This window comes from Chromobacterium sp. IIBBL 290-4 (genome assembly GCF_024207115.1).
Lineage (GTDB): Bacteria > Pseudomonadota > Gammaproteobacteria > Burkholderiales > Chromobacteriaceae > Chromobacterium.
The window spans coordinates 5,003,161-5,019,708 of the sequence record NZ_CP100128.1 but is presented as its reverse complement, the minus strand read 5'-3'; the positions used below and the strand labels follow the sequence as shown (position 1 = coordinate 5,019,708).

General features: G+C 64.6%; 14 protein-coding genes, 2 tRNA genes and 1 pseudogene. 5 read left to right on the top strand and 12 right to left on the bottom strand.

Features of this window, described 5'->3' with window-relative positions:
• Window positions 1-66 precede the first annotated feature (66 nt).
• From NKT35_RS23590 to NKT35_RS23580, 3 genes are all read right to left on the bottom strand, one after another.
• Window positions 67-1,260: a substrate-binding domain-containing protein gene (locus NKT35_RS23590; RefSeq protein WP_254297699.1), complete on the bottom strand. Its 1,194-nt coding sequence runs from the start codon at window positions 1,258-1,260 to the stop codon at window positions 67-69.
• Between the two features lie 893 nt (window positions 1,261-2,153).
• Window positions 2,154-2,762 (bottom strand): outer membrane lipoprotein periplasmic chaperone LolA, encoded by a 609-nt coding sequence (lolA, locus tag NKT35_RS23585; protein WP_254297698.1) that lies wholly within the window; start codon window positions 2,760-2,762, stop codon window positions 2,154-2,156.
• On the bottom strand, window positions 2,762-4,354 hold the full coding sequence (locus NKT35_RS23580) for an NAD+ synthase (RefSeq protein ID WP_254297697.1): 1,593 nt from the start codon (window positions 4,352-4,354) through the stop codon (window positions 2,762-2,764). Before NKT35_RS23580 ends, lolA begins: the two co-directional genes overlap by 1 nt.
• A 71-nt stretch (window positions 4,355-4,425) precedes the next feature.
• On the opposite strand from NKT35_RS23580, the gene NKT35_RS23575 reads away from it, so the two are divergent.
• From NKT35_RS23575 to NKT35_RS23560, 4 genes are all read left to right on the top strand, one after another.
• Window positions 4,426-5,553: a GNAT family N-acetyltransferase gene (locus tag NKT35_RS23575; RefSeq protein ID WP_254297696.1), complete on the top strand. Its 1,128-nt coding sequence runs from the start codon at window positions 4,426-4,428 to the stop codon at window positions 5,551-5,553.
• Window positions 5,554-5,614: 61 nt separating this feature from the next.
• A tRNA-Ser gene (locus NKT35_RS23570) sits at window positions 5,615-5,705 on the top strand.
• Window positions 5,706-5,752: 47 nt separating this feature from the next.
• A tRNA-Ser gene (locus NKT35_RS23565) sits at window positions 5,753-5,843 on the top strand.
• A gap of 110 nt (window positions 5,844-5,953) precedes the next feature.
• Window positions 5,954-6,694, top strand: coding sequence for a DUF4879 domain-containing protein (locus NKT35_RS23560; protein ID WP_254297695.1), 741 nt, complete (start codon window positions 5,954-5,956; stop codon window positions 6,692-6,694).
• A gap of 62 nt (window positions 6,695-6,756) precedes the next feature.
• On the opposite strand, the gene NKT35_RS23555 is transcribed toward NKT35_RS23560, so the two are convergent.
• Window positions 6,757-7,206, bottom strand: a complete 450-nt coding sequence (locus tag NKT35_RS23555) for a hypothetical protein (protein WP_254297694.1) — start codon at window positions 7,204-7,206, stop codon at window positions 6,757-6,759.
• 645 nt (window positions 7,207-7,851) lie between these two features.
• Here NKT35_RS23555 and NKT35_RS23550 point away from each other — a divergent pair.
• The gene (locus NKT35_RS23550) at window positions 7,852-8,286 is read left to right on the top strand and encodes an EamA family transporter (protein ID WP_254297693.1); all 435 of its coding nucleotides are present in this window, start codon (window positions 7,852-7,854) and stop codon (window positions 8,284-8,286) included.
• On the opposite strand, the gene bluB is transcribed toward NKT35_RS23550, so the two are convergent.
• The 8 genes and pseudogenes from bluB to cobJ all read right to left on the bottom strand — a co-directional run bounded on the left by bluB (window position 8,283) and on the right by cobJ (window position 16,284).
• Entirely contained in the window at window positions 8,283-8,945 is a 663-nt protein-coding gene (gene bluB / locus NKT35_RS23545; protein WP_254297692.1) for a 5,6-dimethylbenzimidazole synthase, read from the bottom strand. The two genes, NKT35_RS23550 and bluB, sit on opposite strands and share 4 nt — an antisense overlap.
• Window positions 8,942-10,234: a cobyrinic acid a,c-diamide synthase CobB gene (locus tag NKT35_RS23540; protein ID WP_254297691.1), complete on the bottom strand. Its 1,293-nt coding sequence runs from the start codon at window positions 10,232-10,234 to the stop codon at window positions 8,942-8,944. Before NKT35_RS23540 ends, bluB begins: the two co-directional genes overlap by 4 nt.
• The gene (gene cobO / locus NKT35_RS23535) at window positions 10,234-10,836 is read right to left on the bottom strand and encodes a cob(I)yrinic acid a,c-diamide adenosyltransferase (RefSeq protein ID WP_254297690.1); all 603 of its coding nucleotides are present in this window, start codon (window positions 10,834-10,836) and stop codon (window positions 10,234-10,236) included. The genes NKT35_RS23540 and cobO overlap by 1 nt, the downstream gene beginning before the upstream one ends.
• A gap of 27 nt (window positions 10,837-10,863) precedes the next feature.
• Entirely contained in the window at window positions 10,864-11,880 is a 1,017-nt protein-coding gene (locus tag NKT35_RS23530) for a FecCD family ABC transporter permease (RefSeq protein WP_254297689.1), read from the bottom strand.
• Window positions 11,877-12,845 carry an ABC transporter substrate-binding protein gene (locus NKT35_RS23525; protein WP_254297688.1) on the bottom strand — a complete coding sequence of 323 codons (969 nt, stop codon included), beginning with the start codon at window positions 12,843-12,845 and terminating at the stop codon, window positions 11,877-11,879. Before NKT35_RS23525 ends, NKT35_RS23530 begins: the two co-directional genes overlap by 4 nt.
• Window positions 12,846-13,099: 254 nt before the next feature.
• Window positions 13,100-13,633 (bottom strand): annotated as a pseudogene (locus NKT35_RS23520) (ABC transporter ATP-binding protein); the annotation flags it as partial.
• A gap of 3 nt (window positions 13,634-13,636) precedes the next feature.
• Window positions 13,637-14,743: a CobW family GTP-binding protein gene (locus NKT35_RS23515; RefSeq protein WP_254297686.1), complete on the bottom strand. Its 1,107-nt coding sequence runs from the start codon at window positions 14,741-14,743 to the stop codon at window positions 13,637-13,639.
• A complete protein-coding gene (cobJ, locus tag NKT35_RS23510) occupies window positions 14,740-16,284 on the bottom strand; it encodes a precorrin-3B C(17)-methyltransferase (RefSeq protein WP_254297685.1) in 1,545 nt (514 codons plus the stop codon). Before cobJ ends, NKT35_RS23515 begins: the two co-directional genes overlap by 4 nt.
• Window positions 16,285-16,548 lie beyond the last annotated feature (264 nt).

Here is a 16,548-nt window from a genome sequence, read left to right as displayed (position 1 = left end):
ACAAAACGTGATTCTGCTTGCGCCGGCCGCTTTATTTCTTACTCGCAGCCGGTTCAAACCATCGACTTAATGACGTTTTGCTTTGCGGAGCATCATGGATGCCTGATTTACCGGGCGGCCAATGCCGTTGCACACCGAAGCGTTGCCGATGTCCAGGCCATTGCCGTCGCCAGCGAGGAAGGTGGCATTGATCTGGTTAAGCCAAGTAGCCGGCAGCTTGACGAAGTAGTTGCTGCTGATCTGGCTATCGAAGGCGCCGTTGTTGAGCTTGGTCAGGAAGTCCTTGACCGCGCCGCCCACGCTGCCCGCGCCAATTCCGTCGGCATAGCACTGATTGACCAGCAGATTGGTCGTGCCATAGATGGGGTAGCTGCTGCCGCCAAGCGGGGGAACATAGGTAGGCACCCACTTCAGCGGATTCGCGAGATTGGCAGGAGTGGAAGGCGGAATAACGAAGCTGGGGATGCTGATATTGCTAGGCAGCTGGCCGTTGATCGAAGCGACCACAGTCGGATCGCTCGGCGAGATGGAATAATCCGGGCTCAGATAGGTGAAGGTGCCATCGGAAGCGAGAGCAGTCTTGATCCCGCCGCTGCCATTGGCGGGCACCCAGTTGGACGGAATAGTGCCGCCCACTGCTTGGCCGACCACCGTGGCAAAGACGTTGGATTTGACGAAGCCATAGCCTTTGCATGCGGTCGACAGGAAGTTGGACAGCAACTCAGTGGTGCCGCTGGCGTCGCTGCGATACACGACGTTGATCGGGGTGGCGTCGTTAGTGCCGAGCAGCTTGCCCCAGGTTTGAGCCTTGTTGGAGAACACTTGGCAGACTTGGTCACTGGTCAGGTTGAGCTGCGTCACGCCGCTGCGTTTGTACGGCAGGGTGACCGAGGTCAGCACGGCCGGAATCTGGATGACCGGGCCCCAGGCATTGTTGCTGGCTTGGGAGTAGGAAGTCAGATCCGCCGCAGTCAGCACCGAATCGCTGCCGGCGAAGCTTACGTTGCCGGTGCTGTTGAACAAAGCGGCATTGTTGGTCAGAAAGGCTGCCTTGCCGGCGCCGCTGCCAACGCCTGCATAGTTCCAGTTGCCCAGGACGAGCGAGGGGTAGCCACTGGTTATGCCAAACAGTTGATTGTACAGCGGTTGCGCCAGTGTGGAGCCGCCGCCCAGGACGGTTTGCGCCGAGGCGGCGCCAGCCAGCATGCAGGCAGAGAGAGCGATAGCCAACGCTTTTGCTTTAAAGTTCACGGAATTCATCCCATTGCTCCATTTGCAATTCAAGAGGGTTGAAACGCCAAACAGGAAAATGACAACTCATTGAAAATGCCGCTTCCGTCCTACCGAGCAAGGCCTGTTCCCTTTAAGAACCGGTCCTTGCCTTTGTGGGCGACGGAAGCCATTATGAAGATGGCCTGTGACATGACGAGGAAATAAAATCCCCAACATGGAGAAAAATTTCCCCGATTTTTCAGTTACTTGCCAAGGCTGGCGTTCTCTTGTTTGAGCAGGTTTTTACTGCTGGCAAGGCGTGGCAAATCCTTGATTTCAAATGCGCCGCCGGCATTTTTTACGCAAACGACGGGGTTGGAGTCCGCCGGTCAGCGCAAGACCGGTGTTGGAGGATTTCCCCTGAGTCCTGATATTTATCTCCCGAACTCTTCCCAAAAACCGATCAAGCGCATGGAGCGAGGCGGTTGATGTTCCGCTTCATCGCTAACAAACTTTGTCAGAACAGAGATGGACCGGTCTGACAGGGAGGGCGCGAGCTCGGCGCGGCAAGGAGGCGCGGCTTGAAAAGGGAACAAGAACGGACTGCGGCGTGAAATGGTTCATTCACGCGAATTTGATGCCGGATTGGGTGAAGCCTGAACGTGTAGTGGCAAGCCTGCGTCTCGTCATCGTGAGCTCAGGCTGCGCGATGGGACATCGCTTTGCCTGGTGGATGTCAAAGAGGATAGGAGACAAGCGTGGCGGGCAATAACGTGGCTGACTTGATAGCCGGCCAGATTGCTGTCGGCAGGGTGATGCGCGATGATCAAGAGAATGATGGCGCGTGCCGCGCGGTTTGATCGGGCGCTCGCGGCAACCGGAGAGGCGAGGGCGGTTAAGACGCCTGGGCGCGCCTGGGGCGGCCCAGCCGCGGGTATGGGTTAGTCGCCGTTGACCACGTCCACGCCCTTGGGCGGGACGAAGTTGAAGCGGCCGGCCGGCAGCACCACGTTTTGCTGCGGGGAGAGGAAGCGGATGCGGGTGTCGTTGCCGAAGCTGTCGGTCAGCTCCATCTCCACCAGCATATTGTTCTTGAAGCCCATGCGGATGGCGCTGAAGGTGTTGTCCTGCTTCTTGGGGCTGGCGGCCAGCCACTCCAGATCGCCCTGCTTGCCGGCTTCGTTGAGCTTGTAGCTGCGCTCTATCTCGTTGCTGCCGGCCAATAACGCGGCCGGGCTGGAACCCAGGGCCGCGCCTTGCGCCTTGCGCGTTACCTGGGCCAGGTCTTGGTCATAAATCCACAGCGTTTTGCCGTCGCCGACGATCAGCTGGGCGTAGGGCTTGCTGTATTCCCAACGGAACTTGCCGGGGCGGGAGACCTCCAGCCGGCCGGTGGCTTCTTCGCGCTTGCTCTTGTTGGTGACGATTTGGCTGAAATCGGCCGACAGCGTGCGGCTGCCGGCGACGAAGGCCTTCAATTGGGCGATGGCCGACGCGTGGGCCGGAACGGTCAGGCAGGCCGCGAGGGCGGCGAACAGTAGTTTTTTCATTAGCTGAACTTGTTGGTGATCGGGTAGCGCCAGTCCTTGCCGAAGCCGCGCGGGGTGACGCGCGGGCCAACCGGCGCCTGGCGGCGCTTGTATTCATTGATTTTCAACAGCCGCACCACGCGCTTGACGTCCGCTTCGGCATAGCCGGCGGCGATGATGTCGGCGGCGGACTGGTTGTCTTCGACATAGCGGGCCATGATGGCGTCCAGCACCTCGTAGGGCGGCAGACTGTCTTGGTCTTTCTGGTCCGGCCTAAGTTCCGCCGACGGCGGGCGGGTGATGATGCGCTCCGGGATGATGTCGGACACGGTATTGCGCCAGCGGCACAGCTCGAACACCAGGGTCTTGGCCACGTCTTTCAGTACGGCGAAACCGCCGGCCATATCGCCGTACAGCGTGCAGTAGCCGGTGGTCATTTCGGACTTGTTGCCGGTGGTCAGCACCAGCTTGCCGCTCTTGTTGGACAGCGCCATCAATAGCGTGCCGCGGATGCGCGCCTGCAGGTTTTCCTCGGTAGTGTCCATGGCCAGGCCTTCGAAGGAGGGCGCCAGCGCGGCCATGAAGCTTTCGTACATCGGCCAGATTTCGATTTCGTCGTACTTCACGCCCAGGCGGGCGATCATGTCGCGGCTGTCGGTCACCGAGATGTCGGCGGTGTAGCGCGAGGGCATCATCACCGCGTGGACTTTGTCCGCGCCCAGCGCGTCCACGGCCACGGCCAGCGTCAGCGCGGAATCGATGCCTCCGGACAGGCCCAGCAGCGCACCGGGGAAGCCGTTCTTGCCTATGTAGTCGCGCACGCCGACCACCAGCGCGCGGTAGATGCTTTCCAGCGCATCCGGCAGCTTGGCTTGCGCGCCGGGCTGCAGATCGCCGTTGGCGTAATCCACCAGCAGCAATTCCGCGTCATAGGCGGCGGCCTGGGCGACGACATCGCCGGCCTTGTTGATGGCGAAGGACGCGCCGTCGAAAATCAGCTCGTCCTGGCCGCCCACCATCTGCGCATAGGCCAAGGGCAGGCCGGTTTCCTCGACGCGGAAGCGCGCCATCTGCTGGCGGGTTTCGATCTTGTCGCGGTGGAAGGGCGAGGCGTTGAGCGCCAGCATCAGCTCGGCGCCGGCATCGGCGGTTTCCGCCGCCGGCTCCAGGTGCCAGATGTCTTCGCAGATCAGCACGCCCACCTTGACGCCGTTTTGCTCGAACACCAGCGGCGCGGCGCCGGGGGTGAAGTAGCGGCACTCGTCGAACACTTCGTTATTGGGCAGCTGCATCTTGTGATACTGGCCCAGGCGGTGGCCGTCGCGCAGCACGGTGGCGGCGTTGAAGCGCTCGTTGCCGATCTTGGCCGGATGGCCGACGATGACGGTGATGTCGTCCAGCTGCTCGATGATGTCCAGCCCCTTGGCCACCTCGCGGTAAAAGCTGTCGCGCAGCAGCAGGTCTTCCGGGCTGTAGCCGGTCAGCGCCAGCTCCGGCGTCAGCAGAATGTCTGCGCCTTGAGCCTGGGCTTGCTTGGCGAGATCGACGATTTTTTGGGCATTGCCGGCGATGTCGCCGACCACGGGGTTGAACTGGGCGAGTGCGATACGCATCTTGAGAAGGCACCGAAGATTTCTTGATCGATCCATTTTACCCGAAGACGGCGGCCCAGAAAGGAAAAGCATTGCAATTGCGACTATACGACGGCGTGGCGGCGGTGGCTCAGTCCGCCTGGCCGAAGGAGGAGGGCGGCGGGTTGTTTGTGAGCCGGGCCTGGCTTGCGGCGCTGGAGGAGACCGGCTGCGTGGGCGGCGACACCGGCTGGCAGCCCTTGCCTTTGGCGCTGGAGCGCGACGGGCAGGCGGTGGGGCTGGCGCCAGCTTATCTGAAGCGGCACCATCGCGGCGAGTATGTGTTCGATTGGGCTTGGGCGGAAGCGTATGCCCGCGCCGGGATGGATTACTACCCCAAGCTGGTGGTGGCGTCGCCTTTCACCCCGGTGGCGGGCCGCCGGCTGCTGGCTGCGCCGGAGGATCGCGCGGCTTTGATCGCCGGTTTGCGGCAACTGGCGGACGACAATGGCTTGTCGTCGGCGCACGTGCTGTTTCCGCAGGCTGACGAAGCCGAAGCCTTGGCCGCAGCCGGCTGGCTGTTGCGCGAGGGCGTGCAGTTCCATTGGCGCAATCAGGCTTATGGAGACTTTGACGCTTTCCTGGATACGCTGAGCCGCGACAAGCGCAAGAAGATCCGGCAGGAAAGGCGCAAGGTGGCGGAGGCCGGCGTCACGGTGAGAACGCTGGCGGGAGAGAATATCGGCGCAGCCGATTGGCGGCTGTTCTTTCAATGCTATCGCCAGACTTATCTGGAGCACCGTTCGGCGCCCTATCTCAATCTGGCGTTTTTCCGTTTGATCGGAGAGCGCTTGGCCAAGCATTGCGTGATGTTCGTCGCCAGCCGCGATGGCGTCGATATCGCAGCCAGCCTGTGCATTATCCAGGGCGATGTATTGTACGGCCGCTATTGGGGCGCCCTGGAGCCGGTGGCCTGCCTGCATTTTGAATTGTGCTATTACCAAGGGCTGGAGTATGCGATCCAAACCGGATTGAAATGCTTCGAAGGCGGCGCGCAGGGCGAGCACAAATTGGCGCGCGGTTTTGAGCCTGTGCGCACCGTGTCGGCCCACTATATCGCCGATGCCCGTTTCCGCGAGGCGATCGCCGCTTGGCTCAAGCGGGAGCGCGAAGGCGTGACTGATTATGTCGATAAATTATTTTCGCATTCCGCTTACAAAACGCTTGCGCAAGATGAATAGGACTTATATACTGCGCAGCCTCTGAGACGGAAACGCCACGGCGAAAACGTTTCAGAATTCTGGAGAGGTGGATGAGTGGTTTAAGTCGCACGCCTGGAAAGCGTGTTCAGGGTAATACCCTGACGGGGGTTCGAATCCCCCCCTCTCCGCCAGAATTCAACAAGCCGGCGCAAGCCGGTTTGACAATCTAGACACCTCCGGAGAGGTGGATGAGTGGTTTAAGTCGCACGCCTGGAAAGCGTGTTCAGGGTAATACCCTGACGGGGGTTCGAATCCCCCCCTCTCCGCCAGATTGCAGAAAGCCCCGACAAGTCGGGGCTTTTTTGCGTTTGCGCTTGATCGGCCCATCAAATCCGCCTTTTCCCTTTGCGCGCTGCTGCCTTGACCTGCCTCAGTCCTCATGCGCGATCTGTCGCCGGACTGCCTATCCGGCCAGTATGGCGGGAAGATGCCCCGAAAATATTCGCGCTTGCGTTATTCTTGTTCGCGCCTGCTATGTTTTTGTCATAATGTTTGGCCGTTTAAGATGCCGCCAGATGGCATCGGCAAAGAGGCTGGGCGTTCATTCGGGAGCGTGAACATGAAAATGATCTGTTTTTCCGCGGCGGCGATCGCGGCGCTAAGCGCGGTTGTGGCCATGGCGCAGCCAGGCGGCGCAAGCGGCAGCCTGCAGTCCATCGAGGCCCCCAATCTGTCCATGCCGGTCCCGGCGCGGGCTGCCAAGCCCCAGGGGGCGCAGACGTTCGGCTCCGCGCCGGCTTTGTCCAGGCTGGCGGTGGCCGCGGTTTATTCTACAAAATACGGCGGCTGGGAGAATATGAGCTCGATAGGGCAGGCCGCTACAGTCGGCCAGCATGGCGGGGCGCAGCTCAGAGTGCTGGTGCAGGAGATAGGCTATGGCAACAATCCCGTCGGTTCCTATGCGGGAGGTACTTTGCCGACGGCTAAAAATTACCAGACTGATCCGATCTGCGTCGTCAATAACCAGTACACCAGCCCCTGCCCGGCGGGCTATACCGTGGTCGGTTTTTACCGATATTACAATTTGGATGGTTTTACGGCGCCGGGCACATTCTCCTTCCAGGACACTTCGTCCAATGCGCCGTGGAATACCTTGTATACGAAGATTTACATCAACTGATGCCGTGAATGCGCTTGAGACCCGGCTAGGCCGGGTCTTGCCGCGATGCATGGAGGGTTTGCCTAGGTCGCCCGCAGAAAATACGTGGTTTGCGGCACGGTTTCTCCGCCTGTCACCTGGTGCGGATGCGCCTTGATGGCCTCGTTGTCGGCGACTTCCGGTAGGGTCTGGTCGTGCGCGTCCACCACGACATAAATGTGGTGGCGCAAGGAGCTGATCTGGACGCCGACATCGCCTTCGCTGATCGCGTCGCTGCCGCATTCGGCGGTGTCGGGCGTGCGGATCACGTCCCAGCCGCGCCGGCGCAGCTCGGTGGACAGGCTGACCACGTCATTGATCACGCCCACATTGATGCGCGCCATGTCCAGCAGCAGGCTCAAGGTGGCGGCGCACAGGCTCTCCTGCGCCATTCTGTCATGGCTGACGATGCCATTGGCGGCCAGCCGGGCAAAGCCCAGGCAGTTGGGGTCCTTGGCGTAATTGAGCAGGAAGGGGATTTGTTGGCGATCCATGGCGACATCTCCAAAAAGGCGGCTCATTGTCTGCGCGCCTCGATCGCGGCGCGGGCCGGACGAGGCGGAAAAGCGCCTGAGGGCGCACCCCTTGCAAGATGTTGGGCGGTTCGGTTATCCCATGAATCGCACTGTCGAAGCCATGTGGTGAGGGCTCGCGCTTTGCCGCTGGCCGGATGATGACGCTCGGCTTTATCAGTCTGTATGTAATTACATTTACAATCCGTGCTGGAAAATTCAACCTAGTAAAAATACCTATCATTCTCATGCCGCGATTCGGGCTCGGATTTCCTGCAGGGCTTGGCGTTGGCCGCGTTTGCGCGTTTTGCGGCGAATGGAGTTATTTGGCGGGCTTCTGCGCCTAAGATCGGGCGGCCAGCATAAAGGGCGCTGTATTTTCATGCGCATCACGCAAAGACGCCAGCTCAAAGCAGCAGACGCCGCCGCGAGAAAAGGGCTGCTCGGCGGGAAAAAGATCGCGCGTTGGGTAATTTGAGGCGATGTCATTTGGCGGCGCTGAGCCAGCGCGAGACCGCTATGTCATGCTAATCTGGCGGCTATTTCGGGGTACGCTCCGGATGTTTTATCTTGCGCACGGCCGGCCGATTCTGGTGTCCCGCCGGCCATATCATTTCAGGGGCCTACATGTTCGCCGCATCCAGCTGGTTCGTCTGGGCTTTGCTGTCCGCCGTATTTGCGGCCTTGACCGCCATTTTCGCCAAAATCGGCATCCAGGGCGTGGATTCGGATCTGGCCACGCTGATCCGCACCGGCATCATCGCCGTGGTGTTGTCGCTCTTCGTCTGGCTGACCGGAAAATGGAGCAATCCGCTGGCGCTGCCCGGCAAGACCTGGCTGTTTCTCGGCCTGTCGGGCATCGCCACCGGCGTGTCCTGGGCCTGCTATTTCCGCGCTTTGCAGATCGGCGAGGCTTCCAAGGTGGCGCCGGTGGACAAGTTCAGCCTGGTGTTGGTGGCCTTGTTCGCCGTGGCCTTTCTTGGGGAGCGGCCGGCGCCGCGGGAATGGCTGGGCATAGGCTTGGTGGCCTGCGGCGTGCTGGTGTTGGCTTTCAAGCGTTAGCCTGGCGATTTGCGATCGGCGGGGTCCGGCCAGCGATCTTCCCAGACCAGCTCCGCCAGATTTTGCCGGTGGGCCCAGTTTTCCTGTTCCAGCATGGGCTTTTCGTAAAAGGCCTCGACATGGCCGATGCACAGTATCGCAATCGGCCGCGCGCCTTCCGGCATGGCCAGCAGGGCGGCCAGCTTGGCCGGGTCGAAGATGGACACCCAGCCCAGGCCCAGCCCTTCGGCGCGGGCGGCCAGCCACATGTTCTGGATGGCGCAGGCCACTGAGGCCAAGTCCATTTCCGGCAGCGTGCGGCGGCCGAACACATGGCATTCCCGCTTATCCATCAGCGCGGCCACCAGCACCTCGCCGCAGTCGAGCACGCCTTCCACCTTCAGCTTCATGAATTCGTCTTCGCGCTCGCCCAGCGCGCGGGCGGTCTGGACGCGTTCTTCCTCCACCAGCGCGTGCAGCTGTTGGCGCAGTTCCGCGCTGCGGATGCGGATGAAGCGCCAAGGCTGCATGAAACCCACGCTGGGCGCGAAGTGGGCGGCGGCCAGCAGCCGCTGCAGCATGTCGGGATCGACTGGATCGGCTTTGAAATGGCGCATGTCGCGGCGTTCGCGGATGGCGCGGTAGACGGCGTCGATGTCGGATTGCGGATAGCGGTTCATGGCAGGAACAGGCTCGCAGTGGCTAGGGGGTTGGAAGGAAAGTAGGCGTGGAAGTAGCTGGCCAGCATCCCTTTATGCCGATATAGCGCTTCGCCCAGGCCTGCGCCGCTGGCCTTACGGGCATGCGTAGTCGGCGACAGGCTGGTTTCCAGCCGGGTGTAGTGGAAGGTGTGGCCGCGCAGGCTGCCGGCGGGGAAGGCCATCTCTTGCAGGCCCAGGCCGCACAGCCTGTTCTGCAACACGGCTTCTCCTGGCAGCAGCGCCAGCATGGCCGCGCTGTCGCCCTGGCGGTTGGTCAGCCTGTCCAACAGATAAAGCATGCCGCCGCATTCGGCGTACAGCGGTTTGCCGGCTTGGATGTGCCCATGCAGATCCGCTTTCAGCGCCGTATTGGCGGACAGCGTCTCCAGATGCAGCTCCGGGTAGCCGCCCGGCAGGTAGACGGAGTCGCAGTCCGGCAACGCAGCATCGGCCAGCGGCGAGAAAAAAGCCAGCTCAGCACCCAGCTGGGCCAGCAGCTCAAGATTAGCCGGGTAGACGAAGGCGAAGGCGGCGTCGCGGGCGATGGCGATGCGCTGGCCGGCCAGCCGTTTCGGCACGTCAGCTTGGGGTACAGCGGGAAACGCCACCGCCGGCGGCAACTCGGCCAGCGCGGTGGCGGCTATTTGCGCCGCGGCGCGGTCGAGCCGGGCGTCCAGGTCGGCGATTTCCTGCGCCTGCACCAGGCCCAGATGGCGCTCCGGCAGCCGCACCGCCTCGTCGCGGCGCAGCGCGGCCAGCAGCGGCAGGTGGGAGGGCAGCTGCTCGGCCAGCATGTCGGCGTGGCGTTCGCTGGCGACATGGTTGGCGATAAAGCCATGGAAGCTCAGGCCGGGGCGGAAACTGGCCAGGCCGTGGGCGACGGCGGCGAAGGTCTGCGCCATGCCGGCGGCGTCTATCACCGCCGCCAGCGGGATGCCGAGCAGGGCGGCCAAGTCGGCGCTGCTGGGCGTGCCGTCGAGCAGGCCCATGCTGCCTTCCACCAGGATCAAATCGGCGTCGGCGGCCGCCTGATGCAGGCGGGCGCGGCAGTCGTCCTCGCCGTTCATCCACAAGTCCAGGCCGTAGACGGTGTGGCCGCTGGCCCGCTCCAGGATGTAGGGATCGAGGAAGTCCGGCCCGGTCTTGAACACCCGCACCTTGCGGCCCTGATTGCGGTGATGCCGCGCAAGCGCCGCCGTCACCGTGGTCTTGCCTTGGTGAGAGGCGGGCGCGGTCAGGAACAGTGCCGGGCAGGACCGCGGCGTCATCAGAACTCCACCCCGCGCTGCGCCTTGATGCCTTGCTCTCGGTAAGGGTGCTTGACCAGCCGCATCTCGGTGACCAGGTCGGCGGCCTCCAGCAAGGCTTCCGGCGCGTGGCGGCCGGTGACGACCACATGCTGCATCGCCGGCCGGGCGGCGAAGGCGCTGAGCACCTCGTCCAGCGGTAGGTATTCGTATTTCAGCACCACGTTCAGCTCGTCCAGGATCACCATGTCGTAGTCCTCGTCCGCCAGCATGGCCAGCGCCTGGTCCCAGCCCTTGCGCGCGGTGGTAATGTCGGCTTCGCGGTCTTGGGTATTCCAGGTATAGCCTTCGCCCATGGTGTGGAAGTCGCAGTTGTCGAACGCGCCCAGCAGATCGCGCTCGGCGGTGTGCAAGGCGCCCTTGATGAATTGCACCACGCCCAGGCGCATGCCATGGCCGACGGCGCGCAAGCCCATACCGAAGGCGGCGCTGCTCTTGCCCTTGCCGGTGCCGGTGTGGACGATGAGCAGGCCCTTCTCGCCGGTGGCGGCGGCTTTTTTCTTCTCGAAGCCCGCCTTGCGCTTTTCGGTCATGCGCTGGTGGGAGGCCGGATCGGTCTTCATGCGATATCTCCGTGTGGGGCCGCGCCGTCAGCGGCGTCGCAGCAGCCAGATGAAAAAGACGCCGCCGACGGCGGCGGTGCCGACGCCGGCCGGAATGTCTTCCGGGGCGATCAGCGTGCGGGCGGCGGCGTCCACCCAGATCAAAAACAGCGCGCCCAATAGCGCGCATACCGGCAGCAGCCGGCGGTGGTCGGCGCCGACGCAGCGGCGGGCGATATGCGGAATCATCAGGCCGACGAAGCCTATCGCGCCGCTGACCGCCACCATGGCGCCGGTCAGCAGGGACGACACCGCGAACACCAGCAAGCGCAGCCGGCCGACATTGACGCCCAGCGTGACGGCGGTCTGCTCGCCGGCCATCAGCGCGTTCAGCGGCCGCGACGCCGCCAGCAGCGAGGCCAAGCCCAGGACCAGGGCCGCCAGCGGCGCCGGCAACAGCTCCCAGCGCGCCTGGCCCAGGCCGCCCAGCATCCAGAACAGCACGCCGGCCGCCGAGCGCTGGTCGCCCAGGTACAGCAAGAGATTGGCCAGCGCCATCAAAAGAAACGACACGGCCACGCCGGAGAGCAGCAGCCGCTCCGCTTGCAGCCGGCGCTGGCGCATGGCGATGGCCACCACCAGCAAGGTGGCCAGCAAGGCGCCGGCAAAGGCCGCCAGCGGCAGCGTCAAGGCGCCGAGCAGATTGCCGCTGAACAGCATCACCGTCACCGCGCCCAGCGTGGCGCCGGAGCTGACGCCCAAGAGGTGCGGATCGGCCAGCTGATTGCGGGTGGCGGCTTGCAGCGCCGCGCCCACCAGCGCCAGGCCGGCGCCGACCAGGCCGCCCAGCAGCACGCGCGGCAGCCGCAGTTGCCAGACGATCAAATCCTGCCCGGCTTCCCAGTCAGGCTGCACCGGCAGGCCCAGCTGATGCAAAAGCACTTTGCCGGCGGCGGAAAACGCCACCGGCGCGGGGCCGAAGCCTGAGGCCAGCGGCAAGGACAGCGCCAGGAGCAGCAGCAAGGCCAGGACCAAGGGCCATAGCGGCAGGCGGTTCGCGCTCACTTGGCGTAGGCCTCCGGGTGCAGGCCGCGCGCCAGCGTCACCACCGCGTCGGCATTGGCGATGCCCGGCGTGGCGCTGTCATAGGGCAATACGATGAAGCGCTTGTTTTTGGCGGCATCCAGCTTGCTCAGCGCCGGATGGTTTTGCAGAAAGGCGATTTTCTGCTGCGCCGTTACCTTGCCGTAATCGACGATCACGATGGCTTGCGGATTGCGCGCCAGCACGGTTTCCCAGCCGACGCGGGTCCAGCTGGCGTCGACGTCGTCGAGGATGTTGCGGCCGCCGGCGGCCTGGATCAGCGCGGTCGGCATCGCCAGCTTGCCGGCGCTGAAAGGGCGGTCCTCGCCGCTGTCGTAGACAAAGACAGTGGGCGTGGCCTTGCGTTTGGCGACGCGGGCGGCCGCGCCGTCTATCTTGGCGCGCATGTCGGCGATCACTTTTTGCGCGCGCGGCTCCACGTCGAAGATGCGGCCCAGGTTGCCGAGGTCGCGGTAGACGTCGTCCAGGCTGGCGGCCGGCCGCTTCATCACGTGGGCGCAGGATTCGCTGAGCTCATAGACCTTGACGCCCAAGGGCGCGAGGGTGGCCGGCGTCACTGCGCCGCCGACGCGCAGGCCGTAGTTCCAGCCGGCGAAGAAAAAGTCGGCGCGGCGGGCCAGCAGCGTCTCGGCCGAGGGATAATCGCCGGCCAGCTCCGGCAGCTTGCCCAGCGCCTGTTTCAGCGGCGCGTTCAGCTTGTTCCAGGCGCTGATGCCGGTATAGCCGGCCATGCGGTTTTGCAGGCCCAGAGCCACCATCATCTCGGTCATATTGATGTCGTGGCTGACCGCGCGCTCGGGCGCGCGCTGGAAAACCACCTGGCGATTGCAGCTCTGGATGGTGAGCGGATAGCGGGCGGCATGGGCCTGAACGGACAGGAAGGCGGCGAGGCCGCAGGCGATGAGCAAAGGCGCTTGGTGTTTCATTGGTTTTCTTCTTCTAACAGGGTAATGCGGGGGTGGCCGGCCTGCGGGTGGCGGTCCACCAGGGCGCGCACGCCGAAAACCTCGGACAGCAAGGCTGGCGTCAGCACCGTGTCTGGCAGGCCGCTGGCGACGATGCGGCCGGCTTGCAAGGCGTAGAGCCGGTGGCAGAAGGCGGCGGCCAGGTTCAGATCATGCAGCGTGGCCAGCGCGGCGATGCCCAGCCGGCGCACCAGGCGCAGCAAGGCCAGCTGGTGGCGCAGGTCCAGATGATTGGTGGGTTCGTCCAGGATCAGCAGCTCCGGCTGCTGCGCCAGCGCCCGCGCCAGCAGCGCGCGTTGCTTCTCGCCGCCGGACAGCGTGGCGAAGGGCTGGCCTTGCTTATCCCATAGCTCCACTTCGCGCAGCGCTTGCTCGACGATGGCCGCGTCTTGCGCCGACTCTCCGCCGAGCAGGGATTGGTGCGGGATGCGGCCCATCGCCGCCGCCTCGCGCACGGTCAGGCCGAAATCGTCGGGAAATTCCTGTAGCACCACCGCCACGCGGCGGGCGAAGGAGGCGGCGGACTGGGACCAGATATCCGCGCCGTCCAGCCTGGCCTCGCCGGCCAGCGGCTGGTTGAAGCGGAAGGCGCAACGCAGCGCGCTGGTCTTGCCGCTGCCGTTGGGGCCGATGACGCCGACCAGCTCGCCGGGCCGCACTGTCAGTGCGATGCCGCGCAGCAGCCGCGCTTCCGGCGCGGCGGTCGGGTCAGGCGACCAGTCCAGGCCGCATAGCTCCAATGCGCCCACTGCCTAGCTCCAATGGGCGCCGGTGATGTCGCGCAGCAGCGCCACCACGCGTGGGCGGCTGGGGTGGTAGCCGATGAACACCAGCTGCGCCTGGCGCGGCGCGGCCAACGCTTCGTCATGGCTCAATTCGATGCGCTTGCGCACGCCCTGGGCCAGCAGCCGGCCTGGGCCGTCGGCGCAAGCGGCGAAGCCCTTGATGCGCAGCAGCGGTTCCTCGCGGGCGATGGCCTCCAGCGCGGCGGCCAGCTTGTCGGCGCGCTGCGCCTCCTTGCTGCGGATCATGAACGATTGCCAGCCCGGGTCCTGCTCGTGGAAATGCTTGTGGGTGGACAGCCCGTGGCTGTGCGCGGCCTGGCCACCGTGGCTGTGGCCGTCCAGCAGCCCCTGGTTGGCCAGCGGCCGCATCGCCAGCCCCGGCATGCTGGCCACCGGGCCGTAGTGGCGGTGCGCCGCAGGCGAGGCCTCGTGCAGATGCAGGCCCAGCGTCAGCCGGGTGTCCAGCTTGGCTTGATAAGCCAGCTCGATGAAGCGGATCGACGGCGCCTGGCGGCGCACGGCTTCCTCCGCCGCCAGCAGTTGATCGGCGGACAGCGCGTCTATCTTGTTCAGCACCACGATGTCGGCGTGGCCCAACTGCTGGTCGAATAGCTCCGCTACCGCGTCGGCCTTGCCGCCATCTCCCGCCGGCGCGAAATGGCCGGCCAGCAGCAACGGGGTGTCGACCACCGCCAGCGTGGCGTCCAGCACGAAATAGGGCGCCAGCGCCTCGCTTTGCAGCTGCGCCATCACCGCGCTGGGCAGCGCCAGGCCCGAGGTTTCGATCAGCACGTGGTCTATCTGCTGGCGGCGCTGCCACAACGCCAGCATGGTGGGCAGGAAGTCGGCGTCGTCGTCGTAGGCGACCAGGCCGTTGGCGAGGTCGTGGATTTCCACGCCGCCGGCGTCGGCGTCGCGCAGCAGGCCGCCGTCTATCGACACCTCGCCGAACTCGTTTACCAGAATGGCCAGCCGGCGCTGCTTATTGTTTTCCAGCAGCTTGGACAGCAGCGTGGTCTTGCCGGCGCCGAGGAAGCCGGTCAATACGGTGACGGGAAGGCGCGGCGCGCTCATGCCTGGCCTCCCTGCGGCAGAGCCGCCAGCACGGCGTCAAAGTCGCTGAAGGTTTGCGGATAGTCCAGCTGAGGCCTATCGATGACGATGAACGGAATGCCCAGCGCGGCCGCGGCCGCGGCCTTGGCGTCGAAACCGCCGGCCTCGCCGCCATCCTTGCTGATCACGCAGTCGATTTCCCAATCACGCCACAGCGCCTCGTTGGCGGCCTGCGAGAACGGGCCCTGCATCGCGCAGATGCGCGAGCGCGGGATGCCCAGGTCCAGCGCCCGCTGCAAATGCTGCGGGTCCGGGGCCAGGCGGACGAACCATTGCTGTTGTTTCTCGGCGTCGGCGGCGAGGAAGCGGTGCAGCTCCTTGCTGCCGGTGGCGAGGAAGACGCGTTTTCCTTTAGCCATCGCCAGCTTGGCGGCCGCGTCGCTGTCGGCGCAGCGGATGACCGGATGCGCGCTGCCGCTGGCCGGGCGCTCGTAGCGCAGATAGGGCAGGGCCAGCTCCTCGGCCAGCGCCATCAGCTGCTGCGACATCTCGCTGGCGTAGGGGTGGGTGGCGTCGACGATGGCGCTGGCCTGGCTGCCCGACAGCAGCTCGCGGCGGCGCTCCACGCCCAGCCGGCCGCTGACGGTGGCCACGCCGGGCGCCGCCTGCTGAGCCTGCTCGTTGCCATAATCGCTGGCGCTGCTGACCACCACCGCGCGGCCGGTTTCGGCGATGGCGCGGGACAGCGCGTTGCCGTCGCTGGTGCCGGAAAACACCCAGGCCGCGCCGGCGGGCAGCGCGTCGGCCTTGACCGTGTCGCTGGTGTTGTCCCAGTTGAAGTAGCCGCGCGGGGTGAACATCCAGTTGCGTTTGCGGCGGGTGAAGCGGTTGCCGATGACGATGCTGGTCAGCATGTCGAAGCGGCGGGTCCGCAGCTCGGCCAGCGTGACGATCTCCACCGCCTGGTCTTCGCGGTAGGCGTTGCGGACGATGCCGCACAGCGTTTCCGGCTTCTTGTGCTCCAGCATGATGTCCAGGATGCGGTAGACGCCTTCCTGGCGCTGGCGGCTCTGCACGTTGTAGAACACCACCGCCAGGTCGGCCTGGGCGATGTGGCGGGCGCGGGTTTCGATCCACTCCCACGGACACAGCAGGTCGGACAGGCTCAGCGTGGCGAAGTCGTGCGACAGCGGCGCGCCGAGCAAGGACGCGCAGGAGTTGGCCGATGTGATGCCGGGGATCAGCTGCACGTCGAACACATCGTCCTCGCGCATGTCTTCGTAGGCCAGCGTGGCCATCGCATAGACGCCGATGTCGCCGCTGGATAGCAGGGCGACGGTCTTGCCGGCGCGGGCCTCTTCCAGCGCCAGCTGCGCCCGCTCGCGCTCCTGAGTCAGCGGCAGGGTGCAGATGTCCTTGCCGGCGATCCACGGTTGCACCCAGGTCAGGTAGAGGTCGTAGGAGACGATCACGTCGCTCGCGGCCAGCGCCTGGCGGGCGAGGTCGGGGATCAATTCGGCGCGGCCGGGGCCGACCGAGACGAGATAGAGTTTGCCGGTCATTTTGTCATTATCCATTTTCGCGTAAGGCGGAAGCCCGGCTTGGCCAGGGCGTTCCGCCGGTTCGGTTTGTCGTGCTTGAGCGGCGCGCATTCTTGCGCGTGGGCAAATCCCCGTTGGCGCATACATGGGATAGACGCGGGCTGGGGGCCACCCTACGTTTGGCGGCGTATTCGGCGGAACGCCCCACAAGGGCGTCCGCCCTATCGGTGAGTCCATGCAGGAGTCCCTCTCCCCTTGAGTGAGAAGGGTCGGGGAGAGGGGGCG

What these genes read in the sequence shown, in the direction of transcription:
- NKT35_RS23580 (WP_254297697.1), bottom strand. Translation starts at nt 4,354, where the DNA reads ATGCGTATCGCACTCGCCCAGTTCAACCCCGTGGTCGGCGACATCGCC.
- NKT35_RS23525 (WP_254297688.1), bottom strand. Translation starts at nt 12,845, where the DNA reads ATGAAACACCAAGCGCCTTTGCTCATCGCCTGCGGCCTCGCCGCCTTC.
- cobO (WP_254297690.1), bottom strand. Translation starts at nt 10,836, where the DNA reads ATGAAGACCGATCCGGCCTCCCACCAGCGCATGACCGAAAAGCGCAAG.
- cobJ (WP_254297685.1), bottom strand. Translation starts at nt 16,284, where the DNA reads ATGACCGGCAAACTCTATCTCGTCTCGGTCGGCCCCGGCCGCGCCGAA.
- NKT35_RS23515 (WP_254297686.1), bottom strand. Translation starts at nt 14,743, where the DNA reads ATGAGCGCGCCGCGCCTTCCCGTCACCGTATTGACCGGCTTCCTCGGC.
- NKT35_RS23550 (WP_254297693.1), top strand. Translation starts at nt 7,852, where the DNA reads ATGTTCGCCGCATCCAGCTGGTTCGTCTGGGCTTTGCTGTCCGCCGTA.
- bluB (WP_254297692.1), bottom strand. Translation starts at nt 8,945, where the DNA reads ATGAACCGCTATCCGCAATCCGACATCGACGCCGTCTACCGCGCCATC.
- NKT35_RS23590 (WP_254297699.1), bottom strand. Translation starts at nt 1,260, where the DNA reads ATGAATTCCGTGAACTTTAAAGCAAAAGCGTTGGCTATCGCTCTCTCT.
- NKT35_RS23540 (WP_254297691.1), bottom strand. Translation starts at nt 10,234, where the DNA reads ATGACGCCGCGGTCCTGCCCGGCACTGTTCCTGACCGCGCCCGCCTCT.
- NKT35_RS23555 (WP_254297694.1), bottom strand. Translation starts at nt 7,206, where the DNA reads ATGGATCGCCAACAAATCCCCTTCCTGCTCAATTACGCCAAGGACCCC.
- NKT35_RS23560 (WP_254297695.1), top strand. Translation starts at nt 5,954, where the DNA reads ATGCGCGATCTGTCGCCGGACTGCCTATCCGGCCAGTATGGCGGGAAG.
- lolA (WP_254297698.1), bottom strand. Translation starts at nt 2,762, where the DNA reads ATGAAAAAACTACTGTTCGCCGCCCTCGCGGCCTGCCTGACCGTTCCG.